This window comes from Pseudomonas sp. TH37, from assembly GCF_016650735.1.
Lineage (GTDB): Bacteria > Pseudomonadota > Gammaproteobacteria > Pseudomonadales > Pseudomonadaceae > Aquipseudomonas > Aquipseudomonas farris.
Map to the genome: position 1 here is coordinate 227,095 of NZ_JAEKFD010000001.1, position 16,072 is coordinate 243,166.

18 protein-coding genes and 1 pseudogene are annotated in these 16,072 nt (G+C 56.9%); 12 read left to right on the top strand and 7 right to left on the bottom strand.

Annotated elements, in window-relative coordinates:
- Window positions 1–63: 63 nt before the first annotated feature.
- From JFU11_RS01050 to JFU11_RS01070, 5 genes are all read right to left on the bottom strand, one after another.
- The gene (locus tag JFU11_RS01050; protein ID WP_201059418.1) at window positions 64–552 is read right to left on the bottom strand and encodes a hypothetical protein; all 489 of its coding nucleotides are present in this window, start codon (window positions 550–552) and stop codon (window positions 64–66) included.
- Between the two features lie 328 nt (window positions 553–880).
- Complete coding sequence (locus tag JFU11_RS01055) at window positions 881–3,580, bottom strand: DUF5906 domain-containing protein (RefSeq protein ID WP_201059419.1); 2,700 nt, start codon at window positions 3,578–3,580, stop codon at window positions 881–883.
- Entirely contained in the window at window positions 3,577–3,783 is a 207-nt protein-coding gene (locus JFU11_RS01060; RefSeq protein WP_201059421.1) for a TraR/DksA C4-type zinc finger protein, read from the bottom strand. The genes JFU11_RS01055 and JFU11_RS01060 overlap by 4 nt, the downstream gene beginning before the upstream one ends.
- The gene (locus JFU11_RS01065) at window positions 3,776–4,264 is read right to left on the bottom strand and encodes a phage regulatory CII family protein (protein ID WP_201059423.1); all 489 of its coding nucleotides are present in this window, start codon (window positions 4,262–4,264) and stop codon (window positions 3,776–3,778) included. The genes JFU11_RS01060 and JFU11_RS01065 overlap by 8 nt, the downstream gene beginning before the upstream one ends.
- Window positions 4,265–4,400: 136 nt before the next feature.
- Window positions 4,401–4,598 carry a hypothetical protein gene (locus JFU11_RS01070; protein WP_201059425.1) on the bottom strand — a complete coding sequence of 66 codons (198 nt, stop codon included), beginning with the start codon at window positions 4,596–4,598 and terminating at the stop codon, window positions 4,401–4,403.
- Window positions 4,599–4,697: 99 nt separating this feature from the next.
- Here JFU11_RS01070 and JFU11_RS01075 point away from each other — a divergent pair, with 99 nt between their 5' ends.
- From JFU11_RS01075 to JFU11_RS01110, 9 genes and pseudogenes are all read left to right on the top strand, one after another.
- On the top strand, window positions 4,698–5,360 hold the full coding sequence (locus JFU11_RS01075; RefSeq protein ID WP_201059427.1) for a S24 family peptidase: 663 nt from the start codon (window positions 4,698–4,700) through the stop codon (window positions 5,358–5,360).
- 522 nt (window positions 5,361–5,882) lie between these two features.
- A complete protein-coding gene (locus JFU11_RS01080; protein ID WP_201059429.1) occupies window positions 5,883–6,155 on the top strand; it encodes a phage antirepressor KilAC domain-containing protein in 273 nt (90 codons plus the stop codon).
- Entirely contained in the window at window positions 6,152–6,535 is a 384-nt protein-coding gene (locus tag JFU11_RS01085; protein ID WP_201059431.1) for a hypothetical protein, read from the top strand. The genes JFU11_RS01080 and JFU11_RS01085 overlap by 4 nt, the downstream gene beginning before the upstream one ends.
- Window positions 6,532–6,774 carry a pyocin activator PrtN family protein gene (locus tag JFU11_RS01090; protein ID WP_201059433.1) on the top strand — a complete coding sequence of 81 codons (243 nt, stop codon included), beginning with the start codon at window positions 6,532–6,534 and terminating at the stop codon, window positions 6,772–6,774. Before JFU11_RS01085 ends, JFU11_RS01090 begins: the two co-directional genes overlap by 4 nt.
- Window positions 6,775–7,059: 285 nt before the next feature.
- Complete coding sequence (locus JFU11_RS01095) at window positions 7,060–8,268, top strand: tyrosine-type recombinase/integrase (protein WP_201059435.1); 1,209 nt, start codon at window positions 7,060–7,062, stop codon at window positions 8,266–8,268.
- Window positions 8,269–8,856: 588 nt separating this feature from the next.
- Window positions 8,857–9,381, top strand: a complete 525-nt coding sequence (locus tag JFU11_RS01100; RefSeq protein ID WP_201059436.1) for a hypothetical protein — start codon at window positions 8,857–8,859, stop codon at window positions 9,379–9,381.
- A gap of 551 nt (window positions 9,382–9,932) precedes the next feature.
- Window positions 9,933–10,166 (top strand): annotated as a pseudogene (locus tag JFU11_RS27990) (site-specific integrase); the annotation flags it as partial.
- Window positions 10,167–10,188: 22 nt separating this feature from the next.
- Complete coding sequence (folE, locus tag JFU11_RS01105) at window positions 10,189–10,734, top strand: GTP cyclohydrolase I FolE (protein WP_123496264.1); 546 nt, start codon at window positions 10,189–10,191, stop codon at window positions 10,732–10,734.
- Between the two features lie 101 nt (window positions 10,735–10,835).
- Window positions 10,836–11,207, top strand: coding sequence for a glutathione S-transferase N-terminal domain-containing protein (locus JFU11_RS01110; protein WP_048394407.1), 372 nt, complete (start codon window positions 10,836–10,838; stop codon window positions 11,205–11,207).
- A gap of 197 nt (window positions 11,208–11,404) precedes the next feature.
- Here JFU11_RS01110 and JFU11_RS01115 read toward each other — a convergent pair whose 3' ends face one another.
- Window positions 11,405–12,571: a PLP-dependent aminotransferase family protein gene (locus JFU11_RS01115; protein ID WP_201059439.1), complete on the bottom strand. Its 1,167-nt coding sequence runs from the start codon at window positions 12,569–12,571 to the stop codon at window positions 11,405–11,407.
- Window positions 12,572–12,652: 81 nt separating this feature from the next.
- Here JFU11_RS01115 and JFU11_RS01120 point away from each other — a divergent pair, with 81 nt between their 5' ends.
- The 3 genes from JFU11_RS01120 (at window position 12,653) to JFU11_RS01130 (ending at window position 15,474) form a co-directional block, all read left to right on the top strand.
- Window positions 12,653–13,099, top strand: a complete 447-nt coding sequence (locus JFU11_RS01120; RefSeq protein ID WP_201059440.1) for a MarR family transcriptional regulator — start codon at window positions 12,653–12,655, stop codon at window positions 13,097–13,099.
- A 348-nt stretch (window positions 13,100–13,447) separates the two neighbouring features.
- Complete coding sequence (locus tag JFU11_RS01125) at window positions 13,448–14,767, top strand: NCS2 family permease (RefSeq protein ID WP_207188861.1); 1,320 nt, start codon at window positions 13,448–13,450, stop codon at window positions 14,765–14,767.
- Between the two features lie 80 nt (window positions 14,768–14,847).
- The gene (locus tag JFU11_RS01130) at window positions 14,848–15,474 is read left to right on the top strand and encodes a LysE family translocator (protein WP_201059442.1); all 627 of its coding nucleotides are present in this window, start codon (window positions 14,848–14,850) and stop codon (window positions 15,472–15,474) included.
- 197 nt (window positions 15,475–15,671) lie between these two features.
- On the opposite strand, the gene uraH is transcribed toward JFU11_RS01130, so the two are convergent.
- Window positions 15,672–16,025, bottom strand: a complete 354-nt coding sequence (gene uraH / locus JFU11_RS01135; protein ID WP_007898824.1) for a hydroxyisourate hydrolase — start codon at window positions 16,023–16,025, stop codon at window positions 15,672–15,674.
- Window positions 16,026–16,072 lie beyond the last annotated feature (47 nt).

A 16,072-nucleotide genomic window follows, 5' to 3' on the forward strand; every position in this document is an offset into this window, starting at 1 on the left:
CACGCTTGACGCAACTTTGGTTCACTTTGACGCAGCTTTGAGGCAATCCACTCCGACGAACGGTCAGCACGCCTGACGTCGCTTTATGGACGAGGCCCGTGTCAAATCGGTCTGGACACTGCCGCTGCGCCGATCATGGTTGCGGGTCGTCGCCGTCCGAACCGTCAGAATGAGCTGCACTTGCTGATGCATGCGATGTACCCAATTGCGGTAAGTCCGGTCGCCATCCTCGGGCAGACCCAGCAACTGCAACTGACGGCGAACTGGCAACGGCGGATTCGCCAAGTAGCGGTTGTGAGCCAAGGCTGCCAGTTTTGCACCCTTCTCCGACTGACGCCCCAACTGGGCGACCGCCGCGGCCACCTCGCACGCCACGTAATCCATCCCGCCGCCACCGTTCAGCAAAAGATCGCGAGACCCCGGTGTTCCACGTGGCGCGCTACCGCCATATTGCATGATGGTCGCCATCGGACTGCCCAATCCCGGCTCGTCGCCAATCAGGCAGTACTGCCGGCCCCAGTGCACCATCAGCTCTTCAATTTCCTCGATCATTGCCTCATTTCCCCGCCAATCGAACCCCACACAAAAATCCCGATACCCGACACAAACCCAACACAAAACAACCCCTTTAAAACCAAGGCCTTTATCCAATTTGAGTTGAGTGTGTTGGGTGTGTCGGTTTTTTCGCCCATCGCATGAAAGGAATTCCGAGCACCATTTTTGCCATCAAATAGCGTCACGTATGCGCGCACGCGTACGTAAACCCAACACACCCGACACAAAGCCCGCCAGCCCGCGAAGTACAAGGGTTTACGCTGTGTGGAGTAGCCCACGACAACCCAACACATACCCGCCACACCCAACACACTTAGAGGCGTCGTCATGCGGCAGCCGCCTTGATGTGATCCCAGTTGTCCACGTTCCAGCCCGCCAGCTTCGCTTTGGCCCGCCAGTTCTCCACCTGCTTGCCAAGCTCTGCCGCTTTCAGTGATGGGGGTGGGGAAGCGTCCTGGTCGACCGGAAAGAAGAACGCGCCGAATCGTCGGTTGTTACCATCGGTCCAAGGAATCGCCCGCGTCTTGTTCATCTCCGAACTGATGAACAACGAGAACTTCGTCTGACTCATGACGTGCTCCTTGTTGCGCTGACACCACTCAAGGAACAGCGAATACAAATCCGTGGAGAGGCATGGCCCCCATAACCCCTGACCGAGTTCGCTGTACTTCCACAGGTGGAGGAAGGTTTGCCAGCCGGCACGACTCAGGGCGACCAACCGCTCCCGGGCATCGGTGGAGGGTGGACGCGTGCGCTGATTGAAATCGCCTAGGTCGACCGCCAATAGCCAACCGTACAGCGCCGCGACGCCGCCTTCCTGCAGCTCCTGGCCGATGGCCTTCTGGCGCTCCCCCGGCAACGTTTCCAATGGCCACACCACCAGCATTCGCCGGTCGGTATCGCTGATAGGCCAGGGCAGAATCTCGTTGCTCAGGAACACCGCGTTCATGTGGTTGGCCTCTTCCCAGCCGTTGATGAACTTGGACTCCATTCGTACCGTTTTGCCTGTCACCAGATGCTTGATCTTGCCCACCTGGTTGTAGCGCTGGTCGCGACTCACAACCTCCTCGAAGACCGCCCAAAGCTTGCGGCTTTGCCAAGCATTAAAATTGCTTTCCAGCTGGGTCTGTCCGACTGTTGCCGCGTACTGCCCGTACAACATGCCAAGCGTGTCGGCAAAGAACAGGCTCTTACCCGAGCCTTCCATGCTGGAGTGCATCAGCACCGCGGTGTCCATCTTGGCGCCGAGGTGCTGCAGTGGATACGCCAGCCAGCGCGTCAGCCACCGCACCGCATCTTCGTCATGGTTGCAAAGGAACGAAATCAGCCAGCGCAGGTTGGTGCAGGCTGCATCGTCCCTGACCGGCTCAAGCGGCAGCCCATCGAAGGTGTTGATGTACATGGCCGGATCCTTGGTCATGGTCGGATCGAACACGATGTGTTCAACGTCCACCGTTCGCCGCTCGCTACTGTTGAGCCACAGCGGATAGGTGTCACCCAACGCCATCTTGACCGCACCTTCAGCGATACGCCGCTTTTTCTCCCGGTCCCACACATCCTTGGTGCCGTCGATGTACACGTAACGATCCGTCGGCGACATGCCTAGGGCACCGCCCTTTTTGCCGGCCATGCGCCGCGCCTGCTCGATGTCGCGGACGTGGTCATCGGAGATCAGACGCTTGCCAGTGTCATCCAGCCAGGCCTTGGCCAACGGCTTGCCTACCCGGGCCTCGAACGCCGATTTCTTCATTACCTTCGACTGGTCGCAGTCCCACACATGCGTGGTGCCCTCCACCAGCGCAAACCGACGCAACACCTGCTCAAGGGTCAACTCCTCCCCCGCTCCCCCGGAAGTTGCAGGAGCGGCCTCGCTTGATGCCGTCTCATCATGCACATCTGTTGCAGCTGTATCACCAGAAGGGGGCGGGGGAAGATCTCGCGGATCCGGTCGAGACGAATGCTGCATGCCCAACAGGCGCGCCGCCTCCTTGACCGCCCGCGCCTGATCACCGCAGTGCTCGAGCAGGCAGTACACTTCAAAGGCGTCGTTCTGGTGTCCGTTGGCGAGCGGATCGGCGCCGTGGTGCGAATACACCTTGCCCTCGGCCACCGTGATGCCGGGCAACCCCGTGCTGCTCTGTGGATAGAGCCACTTGCTGCCGCGTTTGATGTAACCATTGGCGCGCAGTAACTCTTCCACATCGTGACAGCGGTTGAACTCGTCGATCACAGAGGGTTGCTTGCCATTGGCCGGTGCCTGACGCTTGATCGGCTTGCCAAGGGGCTTTTTTGCCCTCACCGCCCAGGGACATGCAGCCTCGGCGTCACGCTTGAAAATCTCCCAGTTGGTCCAGATGGCCAACAACTCAGGGGGCAGCACCGGTAAGCCATTCTCTACTTTAGGCGGCGTACGCCATGCATAGGGTTTTCCCGTACCCGGATGGATCGATGGAGGCAACACGTCCTGCACAAGACCCGCACGCAGCTCGAACACCGTGAAGCGCTTGAACTCCTCGGCCTCGGCCCGCGCCACGGTCTCCCCCACCACATCACCGGCGGCTTTGGCAGCCTTGGCTTTCTCGATCAAACCCTTGTGGATCGTGCCATCCGGATCTTTCTCGTTCGGCCACGCCAATGAATGCCGGGTCAGCTCGATGCCGTCCGGCACACGAAACATGATCCGAAAGCGTGCGGGGTTCCCAACAACCGTCGGGAATACCAACGCCATTGCATCCAGATCAATCTCCAGTAGTTCGTAGAGGATATGCCTCGTCCATTGCACATCATCAACGTCTAACGAGCAGACGCGACTTGGACCCAGCACCAGACCTAGGTTGTGCGCAGGATTGGTTTGCCAAAAAAGAGCGGCTTTCGCCGCTTCGGTGATGTAGCCCCCGGGCTTGTTCCAGCCCATACCCTTGGGGGCCTTCTCCCCTGGCTCGATGGGCACCAGGGCGAGATTGAAAGAGTCGATGTAACGTTGCGCCCACTCCGCGGTGGGCGCTCCTTTAACCAGCTCACTCATCGGCGACGCTCCCGCAAAGCCTGGCAGCTGACGCAGGTCTGACAACCTTCGATCGTCTGCTGACGAAGTGCCGGGATGGGCTCATCACAGTCAGCGCAATACTCGGCGCTGGCGACACCTGTTGCCGGGCGGGGACGACGATCCAAAGCGACCTGCAGGAAGTAATCGGCCTGATCGTTGGCCGTATCGATCACATCAGCCATGCTCGTGCCCCTCCATCGCCTGACGGGCGCCGGCCATGATGCCCAGCACTGCGCGAATCACGTCCGCGCCATGTTTCTCCAACTCAGCGACTTCGTGCTGTTCCCACACGTTGTCCGCTGCGCCCTCGTGCATGCTGGAAACAAACAGCCCTGTTTCGTGCAGCAACTTGCTGACGGCCAAAAGCGCCTGCTTCGTAGGAGCTGCGGCTTCGGGCTTGTACCAAACCATTCCCGCAGGACGCATCAGCGCATCCAGCAACACAGGGCTGGCCGTCAACCGGATAACTTCTTCCAGTTCGTCCGGATCCAGCCAGCGTTGCTCGAAGTCGTGCTTCAGCTTTTTCTGCAGGGTGTCGTAATCGATAACCATATCCAGCGCCAAGGCAGTGACACCGCCTCTGTAGGAATGGCCGGCGCGGTACAGCGCCTTTCGAAGAGAAAGAACCGGCTCAGCGGCCGGCAGTTTTGCGTTGCGACTCATAACCGTAAAAACTCCTTTTACGGTCTAGCCATAGGAACAGGCACAACCTATCCTACGACCACGACCGATGTGCATTGCTGTGTATCGTCGTCGCCGGGCTGGGGGATCTTTGGTGAGAGGCCCCGGCCTGGCACCTTTAAGCTATTTCCTGCTGGGTCTCAGCGCCTTTTTCTTGCTCAAAAAGCCGTTCAATTGCTTTGCCCGTTTCGTATCGAATATCTGCACCCTTAGCAGCTCGAAAAATCGTGGGTTGCGTCGTTCCGACACGCTCCGCAATCGCACGCTGCGAAAAGCCAAGTCCCAGAAGTACGGTCAGCATCTTTTGAATAGTCATGTGATTCACCAATGCGTTTTCGCATTAAGCTGATAATACGCATACGTATCGACGAGCGCAATACACTCCCAATACGTTTACGAATCAGAGGACCAACATGTGATAGGCAAGCGTATAGCTCTGCGCATGACGGAGCTTCAGCTATCAGAAGGTGAATTAGGTCGCAGATCCGGCGTACCTCAACCAACTATTCACAGAATAATCACCGGTGAATCGCTTAGTCCGAGGCAATCGAACGTCGACAAAATTGCGAAGGCTCTTGCTGTTACATCGAATTGGTTGTGGACTGGTAAGAACGCTGGATCTGAGGCAAGCACGTTTGCGCACGCCAACGTGGAGCCAGGCCCTGCTATTAAAGGTTCTGTTCCATTGATTTCATGGGTACAAGCGGGTGCGTGGTGCGAAGCAATCGATATTATGACTATCGGCGATGCGGAGATTTGGCTTCCATGCGCCGTATCTCATAGTAAGAAAACCTATGCGCTTCGTGTGCGCGGGCTTTCAATGTTCAATCCTCATGAACGTCGATCTTTTCGAGATGGCGACATCATCTACGTCGACCCAGCGAAGGATCCAGAAAACGGATCTCTTGTCATCGCCAAACTGACAAACAGTGATGAAGCAACGTTCAAGCAACTGGTCTTGGAGGGGCATCGTCAGTTCCTCAAGCCTCTCAACCCATCGTGGCCAGAACCCATTATTGAGCTACCGCCAGATGCCGTGATTTGCGGAGTTGTCATTTCAAAATTGGAAATTTTCTAAATCGCTGCTCCCAACAAGACCGCCCTTTAGGCGGTTTTTTTGTGGCCATGGAAAAAACAATACATATTCGTATTGACCAGATCGATACGTATTTGTATTGTTCGCCTCGTATACCTCTCACCAAGAGTACGAGCGATGACCTCTATAGCGCCCTACGAAAATGTAGTTACTGCGAACAGTTTGACGGATGAAACCACGATAGAAGTCCGACAAATCGAGCATGGTGATACGCCATGAATTGCTTTCAGCTACCACTCATGGAACAAGACCTGCTGCATCACATGTTGCAAACAGGCGGCCGAGCTGCCTGCTCAATGATGCGGCCAGCGCAAACAATCCAAGCAGTGTTCGATGTTGAGTTGACTGCGGAATACGCACTTGTCCGAGTCGACGTGGCGGGGCGCTCAGACCAGGTGAAGCTACGTCGCGGTGATCGAGCCAATCACCTACATCTACGAGACTTCATGCACGAAGTAGCAAACCGCCAAATCGCAGAAAACGTCATTTCAGAAGGAGTTCGACATGAATCGTACTCTTGACCAGACCGCGGCCTTGCTTGGCGTCAAACCACGCGCCCTTCGCAAGGCGCTCCGCGAGCTACGCATTCTCACGCCAGGGGGCGATCTAGCGAGTCACCACCGTGACAGCGGCCATTTGTTCTCCGATCCGCGAAGCGTCCAAGTAGGTCCGAAACGACTCAAGCACTACGCAGTGGTGATGGTCACCGAGACAGGCATCCAGTGGCTTGCGAAAAAACTGGGCATCGTAATCACGGATCAGGAAGTCGCTGCATGAAGACCAATTACTACAACGCATATACGCAAGCAGTAGGTACCTTAAAACTAATTCCGATTTACCTGAATTGCCCTGGAGTTATCAGCCGGGCGACGCTCGTTGGTGCGGCGACAGAAGCCGTCCAACTGCTCGAAAGCATGCCCTCGCTGAGCGTGGAACTTGCTGAGGTTTTCCGTAGCGTCAATGCGGTGATCTTGGAAGGTCAAACGGCTTACGTCACACCTACCAACTCTCCCGAGTTTCCTTATGGGGCGGTTGTAGCGGACAAAAAAGGTCACGTTTGCGCTGCAGCTATGGGTCGCAGCAAAGAAGGTCTGGCGGAGTTGATTCGCTTGAAGCTGCAGCCACAAGCCGAGGGGTATGGGGAGGATGCAGCGTGACCAGCACCCTCACCCAGCTTAGAAAGCAGTTTGATACACCTTGCCCGTCTATTGCCGAAGTACGTGAACGGTATTTCTCACACATCCGAACCGACCGCTACCTGCTGAAGGAAATCAAGGCAGGTCGTATTCCGTTGAACATCAAACGCCTGCACAGCTCGGCGCGGGCTAAACCCGTGGTTTACCTACATGACCTCGCCGACTACCTCGACGCCCAAGCAGAAAAAGAAGCGGCTTGATTTCAGAGGCTAGGTTACCCAAATCCGGCTGCCGTCCTCTCACCAAAGATCCAGCAGCTGGCTCAAACAAGGAACACAGCATATGCACACGCCTCTAGACCCAATCGCTCCCGAACCGGCTGTTGAGATTTGCCAGATCGACAAAATTCCGGAGGAGAAAATGGCCGAACTGGTCGGCACGACCCGCCGAGCATTGCAAGGCAAGCGAGCCAGAGGAGTCATTCCCAAAGGCGTCTGGAACACCATCGACAGCCGCATTTACTACAGCATCAGGAGATACGAAGCATGGCTCGAGAGCCAATGGGATTGCCCACCGGAGTTGAATTTGCCGGACAGTCCGTCCGCATTCGCTTCACCTGGAACAGGCAACGCCGTTGCGAAACCCTCCCCTATCCCCAGACGCCGAAGGGGATTAAGGCTGCCGCCGACCTACGCACTCACGTAACCAGCCTGATCAAGCATGGTGTGCTGGATGATCAGCGCTATGCCGAACTGTTCCCCAACTCCACCTATGCCAACTACTCGGCGACTCCCCGTTTCGGGGAGTACGCCCAGGAGTGGCTCAACAGCCGCGAGATCGTGGCCGGGACGCGCAAGAACTATCTAGGTTCCCTGAATTTGTACTGGATGCCTTATCTGGCGATGTTGCCGATCGACAGCATCACGTCGGTGATGCTGCGCAAGGTGGTAGCGAACACCGAATGGCCATCACCGGGCGTGAAGCGCTCGGCGATCCAGCGCCTGACCACACTGTTCGGCACCGCGGTGAAAGACGGGCTGATCAACCGAAACCCGGTTGAATCGATCGAACTGCCGGCGAAAGCCAAGAAGCCGATTGACCCCTTCACGGTGGATGAGGCCAATAAGATCATCGCTCACCTGTACGAGACCCTGACCCACTCGATGCGCATATACGCGGCGTACTTCGAGTTCGCCTTCTATACCGGCATGCGCCCGAGCGAAATGGCGGCGCTGCGCTGGGAGGAGGTCGACCAGGAGAAGCGCCTGGTTAACGTGTGTCGGATCGTCGCGGACTACAAGATCGAGGAGCGCACCAAAACCCGCACTATCCGCCAGGTCATGCTCAACAGTCGCGCTTTGCACGCTATAGAACAAGCCCAGCGCATGGCCAAGCAACGCACGCAGCAGAGCCGCCGCAAGCAGGCGAAATCGCCGTTTGTGTTCCCGCCGACCAAGAACTTCGAGTTCATCCAGCAGTCGAGTGTGACCGACAAACATTTCCAGGCTGCGCTGACCGAATTGGGGATTCGCACTCGCCGGCAATACAACTGCCGACACACTTACGCAACCATGTGCCTCATGGCGGGTATGAACCCTGCGTTTATTGCCACTCAACTCGGTCATAGCGTTCAGATGTTGCTATCGACCTACGCCCGATGGATCAACTCCAGCACCGACTGGGGTGAGCTCGGGAAGCTCGAAAACAGCTGGAGTGGTAAAAAATTGCTACAGACAGAAACAGTACCCCTCTGAAATTATGGAATCAGCCTCTGTGACACTGGAACCAGCCCGCTACGTTATAAGAGCGGTTTTCTAAGTGTACCGGGGCCTAATTGCATACTTTAGAATCAAGCCACTTATAGCCAATAGCAATAAATAACTTATTTAATACATTTCGGATGCCTATAGCTTCTGAAGTCCGCCCTACTGACCGCCTTGGCTTGGCTTGGCTTGGCTTGGCCAGTAGCAGATAGGCTTGAGGCCTTCCCGTGGCTCCAATGTAAAGGTAAATACGCTACCGTTGATGCCAGAGAGTTTCACTTCTAATCTTCATGCGAAGCTATGACCTCATTTTCTGCATTGGTAGGTAACTATCACCCTTGGCGAAGCCCCGAACTTCTTCACTTTTAGTTTCAGCTCAGGCACTTAGGATCAAGAAAACGTCATTCAAATCATCCTCCCTTTAGCCATAAATAAAAAATTGACGAATTAGGCTTTCAAACATTTGACAGAGTGAGTTCTCCCAACAAGAATTGCCCAGCGCGTTTCCAAGGTTGGGATCGCGTAACAAGGAGAAATTCTTTTCTAGAATTTCAGCGCAGATAAAAAAAGGAAATTAAAATGTCTGAAGCACTCAAGGAAAAAATCTCGAACGACGCGGTGACAGTTCAGCCCTACATCCTCTTCAACCAGAATGGCATCCTGATCACCTTGGCTCTGCCCAGCCCAGTGTCGCTCGTCCTGAACACCCCGCAGTATTACCCCCCCGAAGCGAACCCATCCCCAAAAGTCGTTCCACTTTTGACCAACCAATCGGGCCTTGACCTCCAATCGGCGACGTTCACTATCCAAGTCAATGACGTACAAGAGGACGGCAACACGATCGTCAATACGCGGTGGTGGAACGACAGTCTGGCCGATGGGCAACAGTCCATAGTATTCACTTGTGGACCGATTGCTAACCAGGCCCCCCCGGGCAAAGGTATCGCCGCCATTTCTGGATATGAGCAAATCCGGTGGGCCACCATGGCGAACAACGGGAAAGGCCATCAAACCTTTTCCGTGAGCGATGTCTCGCTCACCTTCAAATCTACTTCTTCGGTAACTACGGGTAAAACTGACGGGCCGATTGTCAGAATTGGCTAGTTGATCTGCCACCGCGGGGCCCAGAGTTCCGGTCCCCGCGGTCGTCGCCGTCGCTGCGATGTTTTGCCAAATCGACGTGCTGGACGGATCGGCTTGAAGCCGATTCGCCGGTCTTAAGTCAAGGTTAAAAGCCATCGCGCCAGCAGGATTCAACTGCAGGGTTTGCCCTTGAACTCAACCTGATCGGTTGAACCTGTCGAACCCGTTTCCTCTTCATTGGCTACGACCGAATCGTGCCTGACATCCAGGTGGATCAAGCGGTAGTGAGAACACCTGCACCGCCCTGGCAGTCAACTCCCCCCGAGAAACGCTGGGGGCCGCCAATGTGCCCACAACGTGTCACCGAACGTTGGCTGGTGCCCAACACGCCAGTGCCAACGGACTCACTTGGCAGACGACCCGTTTCTAACACCCTCAGGCGGTGACAGCCGGCCGCCAATCAGATTTTATGGCTCACACCAGTCCCCTTTCGGTTGGTCGATCATCACCTTAACTCGCCCGGCAGGCGAAACAGCGCTTGGCATCGAAAGGCTGTTTCTCCTTATACCGATTTGCAGCTTCGCGCCCGCCGGCAATACAACTGCCGACACACATACGCTACCATGTGCCGCATGGCGGGGATGAACCCTGCATTTATTGCCACTCAGCTCGGTCATAGCGTTCAGATGCTGCTATCGACCTACGCCCGATGGATAAACTCCAGCACCGACTGGGGTGAGCTCGGGAAGCTCGAAAACAGCTGGATTGGTACAAAATTGGTACAGACTGAAACAGTACCCCTCTGAAACCCTTATGGAATCAGCCCCTGTGACACTGGAACAGAATTACACCGAGATTCTCGGCCAATTGGGCGAGGACGCCTCCCGCGAGGGCCTGCTCGACACGCCAAAACGTGCCGCCAAAGCCATGCAGTACCTCTGCCGCGGTTATGAACAGACACTGGAAGAGGTCACCAACGGTGCCTTGTTCAGCTCCGACAACAGCGAGATGGTGCTGGTCAAGGACATCGAGCTCTACTCGTTGTGCGAGCACCACATGCTGCCGTTCATCGGCAAAGCTCACGTTGCCTACATTCCGAGCGGCAAGGTCCTGGGGCTGTCGAAAGTCGCGCGTATCGTTGATATGTACGCCCGCCGCCTGCAGATCCAGGAAAACCTCAGTCGCCAGATCGCCGATGCGGTCCAGCAAGTCACCGGCGCGCTGGGCGTTGCGGTGGTGATCGAGGCCAAGCACATGTGCATGATGATGCGCGGTGTGGAGAAACAGAATTCGACGATGATCACCTCGGTGATGCTCGGCGAGTTCCGCGAAAACGCGGCCACCCGCAGCGAGTTTCTCAGCCTGATCAAGTAACTCGCAGCACAAAGAAAACCGGCACTGATCGCCGGTTTTTTTTCGCCTGCGAAAAATCAGGTAAGCTGCGCGCCTTCTGTTTGCCCTGTGAGGCTTATCCCGTGTTCGTTAAAGCGCTTCGTATCGGCCTCGGCCAACTGATCATCTTCATCGACTTCATCACTCGTCCAGGCAAGAAGCAGCGCCCCGCCGCCGCTCAGGCCCAGGTCGAAACCGCCGCCAAGGACCTGACCCTGTATCAGTTCCACGCCTGCCCGTTCTGCGTGAAAACCCGCCGCACCCTGCGCCGCCTGAACGTTCCAGTGGCGTTGCGCGATGCGAAGAACAACGAACAGGATCGCCAGGCTCTGCTGGAGCAAGGCGGCAAAATCAAGGTGCCGTGCCTGCGCATCGAAGAGAATGGCCAGACCACCTGGATGTATGAATCCAAGGTGATCATTGATTATCTGGATAAGCGGTTTGCTGCTGCCTGATGGTTTTGTGGTGCTTCGACCAGCGCCATCGCGGGCAAGCCCGCTCCCACAGGGATTTGTAGAGTAAATGGGATCTTTGTTTAAAACAGATCCACTGTGGGAGCGGGCTTGCCCGCGATGAGGCCAGACCAACCACCACAAATTACAGACAAAAATAAACCGGCCCATAGGCCGGTTTATTTGTTTACGCCCTCCCCTCAAGCCGCTTTTGCCGCCAGGGCCTGACGCACCACCGTCGCCAATCGCTTGAGCCCTTCGTCCAGCCGCGCCGGGTCGATGTGGCTGAAGTTCAGCCGCAGATGACCGGGGTTCTTGTCCGGCTCTGGGAAAAATGGCTCGCCCGGCATAAACGCCACATCCGCCGCCAGCGCAGCCTTGAGCAGCGTGCGGGTATCCAGCGGCTGCTTGAGCGTCAGCCAGAAAAACAACCCACCCTGCGGCACGTTCCACTGCGCCAGGTCGCCAAAATGCTTTTCAAGGGCTGACTGGAATGCATCCCGACGAACCCGATAGAAGTCCCGCAACTCACCCAGGTGCTGCTGATATTTCTCGGTGCCGATCCATTGCAGCGCTTGCCATTGCCCGATGCGGTTGGTGTGCAGATCGGCCGATTGTTTGAGCCGCAACAAGTGCGGAAACAAGTCCGGGCTGGCGATCAGGTAACCGACCCGCAGGCCCGGCAACAGGGTTTTCGACACGGTGCCGGTGTAGATCCAGCTGGCCTTGTTCAAGCGACTGACGATTGGCGTGGCACTGCCGCCGTCGAAGGTCAGTTCGCGGTAGGGTTCGTCTTCGATCAGGGTTACGCCGAACTCGTCGAGCAACGCCGCCACTGCGTCGCGCTTGGCTTCGCTATAACGCACTGCCGATGGGTTCTGAAACGTCGGAATCAGGTAGATGAACGCGGGTTTGTGCTTTTCCAGACGGTTGCGCAATTGCGCCAGGTTCGGGCCATCGGCTTCCAGCGGGACGGTGATGCAGTCGGCGCCGAACAGCTGAAAAATCTGCAACGCCGCCAGGTAAGTCGGCGCTTCAAGCAGGATCTCGGTGCCTTTGTCGATATAGAGCTTGGCCGCCAGATCGAGGGTTTGCTGGGAACCGCTCACCACCAGCACCTGACTCGCCTCGCAAGGCACGCCCAACGCTCGGGCTTCGGCCGCCAGCGCCTCACGCAGCGCCGGCTCACCTTCGCTCATACCGTATTGCCCCATGGACAGCGGCATGTCCGCCCACTCGACTTTCGGCAGCATGGCTTCGGCCGGCAAGCCGCCGGCGAACGACATCACTTCCGGGCGCTGGGCCGCGGCGAGGATTTCACGGATCAAAGAACTTTTAAGGCGCGAGACACGTTCGGAAAAAGCCATGGGGTCACCGGTAGCGAGGCCTGAGGAAAATGAGTCAAACTGGTTGACCGAAATTACGACAGACCGAGCGGATACGTCAACATGATTGACCTTAAAAACCCCAGCACTCAGCAACAAGCCATGGAAGCGTTTTTCTTCGGTTACCAGGCGTTCACCGCCAAGGCCGACGAAATGCTCGAGCGTCGCGGCTTGAGCCGGGTGCATCAACGCATCGTGTTTTTCATAGCCCGCTACCCTGCCCTCAGTGTCAAGGAGTTGCTGGCGTTGCTGGGTGTGAGCAAGCAGGCGCTGAACATTCCGCTGCGACAATTGGTGGAAATGCATTTGGTGAACAGCGTCGCGTCCGAGACCGACAAGCGTAAGCGGCTGCTGGAACTGACCGACGATGGTGCGCGGTTCGAGCAGTCATTGCGGCGCGAGCAGGTGAAATTGCTGGAGCGGGTGTTTGCCGAGGCTGGGGAGACGGCAGTGAATGGGTGGCTGGCGGTGAATCTGGCCTTGGGGAAAAGTCAGGTGACAGCTGACTGAACGCTCTGCCCGCGACATGTGTATCGACTGATCTAAAGCTATCGCGGGCAAGCCACGCTCCCACAGGGGAATGCGCTCACCTGTAGGAGCGAGGCTTGCCCGCGAAGGCGTCCTTCCTGGCGATATATCCCTATTGCCAAACTTTTCGTCTACAAAATCAAAAACATTATTTGCTTTATTTGTATACAAAAGCATAATTCGCTTCGTGCGAGTTCCTGACCATAAGGTCAACAAATTCGCAAGTACCTCAAAGGGTCGCTGCCACCCTCATGGGTCCGGCCCTGGAAATAACAATAAAACTCTTGAGGAGTATTCGCTGTGGAAAGCCGCAAATCCGAAGCCCCGACGCTGGAACTCTCGCCGCCATTACGCAATGGCTGGCTGGAGCGCATCTTCAAACTCAGCTTGCACGGCACCACGGTGAAGACCGAGCTGATCGCCGGTCTGACAACCTTCATCACCATGGCTTACATCATCTTCGTCAACCCGAACATCATGGCCGATGCCGGCATCGATCACGGGGCGGCGTTCGTCGCCACCTGCATCGCCGCCGCGCTGGGTTGCCTGCTGATGGGCCTGTACGCCAACTGGCCGGTCGGCCTGGCGCCGGGCATGGGCCTGAACGCGTTCTTCACTTACACCGTGGTCGGCACCATGGGCTACAACTGGGAAACCGCCCTCGGTGCGGTGTTCGTTTCCGGTGTGTTGTTCATGTTCCTGACCTTTTCCCGGATTCGCGAATGGCTGCTCAACAGCATTCCAGTGAGTTTGCGCTTTGCCATGGGCGCCGGTGTGGGCCTGTTTCTGGGGCTGATCGGTTTGAAAACCGCTGGCATCGTTGTCGATAGCCCGGCCACTCTGATCAAGCTTGGTTCCCTGCGCGAGCCTGGCCCGCTGCTGGCGGCCATCTGCTTCCTGATGATTGCCGTGCTCAGCTACCACAAAGTGTTCGGCGCGATCCTCATCAGCATCATCACCGTGACCCTGGCCGGTTGGGGCCTGGGCCTGGTGCACTACGAGGGCATCATGTCTGCCCCGCCGAGCCTGGCACCGACCTGGATGGCCATGAATGTCGCCGGCGTATTCAACGTCAGCATGATCAGCGTGGTGCTGGCCTTCCTCTTCGTACACATGTTCGACACCGCCGGCACCCTGATGGGCGTCGCCCAGCGCGCCAACCTGGTGAACGCTGACGGCCGGATCGAAAACCTTTCCCGCGCCATGAAAGCCGACAGTGCTTCCAGCGTGTTCGGTGCGGTGGTCGGTGTTCCGCCAGTCACCAGCTATGTGGAAAGTGCCGCTGGCGTAGCAGCGGGTGGTCGGACTGGTCTTACCGCCGTGACCGTAGGTGTGCTATTTATTGCCGCAATGTTTTTCGCACCGCTGGCTGGCATGGTCCCCGCTTATGCAACCGCCGGTGCACTGATTTATGTGGCGATGCTGATGATGGGCGGCATGGCGCATATCGAATGGGACGAAGCGACCGACAGCATTCCGGCGATCGTTACCGCGATCATGATGCCGCTGACCTTCTCGGTCGCCGACGGCATCGCGCTGGGCTTCATCACTTATGTGGCGCTGAAGGCCGGCACCGGTAAGTACAAGGAAATTTCCGTCAGCCTGTGGGTGCTTTGCGCGATTTTCATCGCCAAGTTCATTTTCTTGTAAGCCGTTTACGTTTCAAAAAACGGTGCTTCAAAACAGCCTCACCCCGTCGGGTGGGGCTTTTGCACATAGGGAGGAAAGTGATGAGTCTGGAAACCTGGCTGCTGTTCAGCGGCGCTGCACTGGTGGTGATCCTGATCCCGGGGCCACTGTCTTTGCTGATGATCAGCAACAGTCTGAATTACGGTTTGCGCCGTTCTTACCCAGCGTTTCTGGGAGGCGTGATTGCGTCGATCTGCCTGCTCAGTGCTTCGGCTTTGGGTTTGGGCGCATTGTTGCTGGCGTCGGAACAGCTGTTCAGCGCCCTGAAAATCGTCGGTGCGCTGTACCTGTTCTACCTCGCCTGGCAGAGCTGGCAGCAATCGCGTCAGCCATCCCAAGGCGCCGAAGTGCCCCAGGCTGCACCGGTGCCGCGCTTTCGCGCACTGTTCGGGCGCGCGTTCATGCTCGGCGCGAGTAATCCGAAAGACATTTTGTTCTTTGCCGCTTTTCTGCCGCAGTTTTTGAGCGCCGAGCAACCGTTCCTGCCGCAATTGCTGGTGATGATTGTCACTTGGACCGTGCTGGATCTGCTGTGCAAATTGGCTTATGGGCTGGGGGCTCACGGCGCGGCGCGGTATCTGCGCAGCGGCGAGGGGCAGAGCTGGTTTAACCGGGTGAGTGCGGGGTTGTTCAGTGGTGCGGGCGCAGCGTCCCTGTTGAGCCGATAAGAGCTTCGCGGGCAAGCCCGCTCCCACAGGTTCTGTGAGCGCCAGAAATTCTTGTGGGAGCGGGCTTGCCCGCGAAGGCGTCATTGGCAACGCCACATTTCTACAGGCAAAAAAAAGCCCGCAGTGTGAGCGGGCAAAAGACCAAAGAAGCTATATGCGCAGCTTTTTTTGAGAAGAAGGGGCTTGGGGGGAAAGTCCTAGCTTCCTCTGTAGGTCGAATAGCTATACGGCGAAATCAACAACGGCACATGGTAGTGATCCTGTTCCGCAGAGATGCCGAAACGCAGCACCACCACATCCAGGAACGCAGGCTCAGGCAGCTGAACCCCACGGGCGCGGTAGTAATCACCCGCATGAAACTGAAGCTGATAAACCCCGGACCGATAGTCATCACCTTGCAGCAGCGGCGAATCGACACGGCCATCGCTGTTGGTGAGCGCAGTGGCGACCAATTCCAGCTGCGAACCTTCAACGCGGTACAACTCGACCTTGATCGAACTGCCCGGGCAACCGTGTGCAGCGTCCAAAACGTGTGTAGTCAAACGTCCCATTGATTCTGCGCGCCTGCCTGCGTGGAGCAGTCAGACCTCGCGCCTCC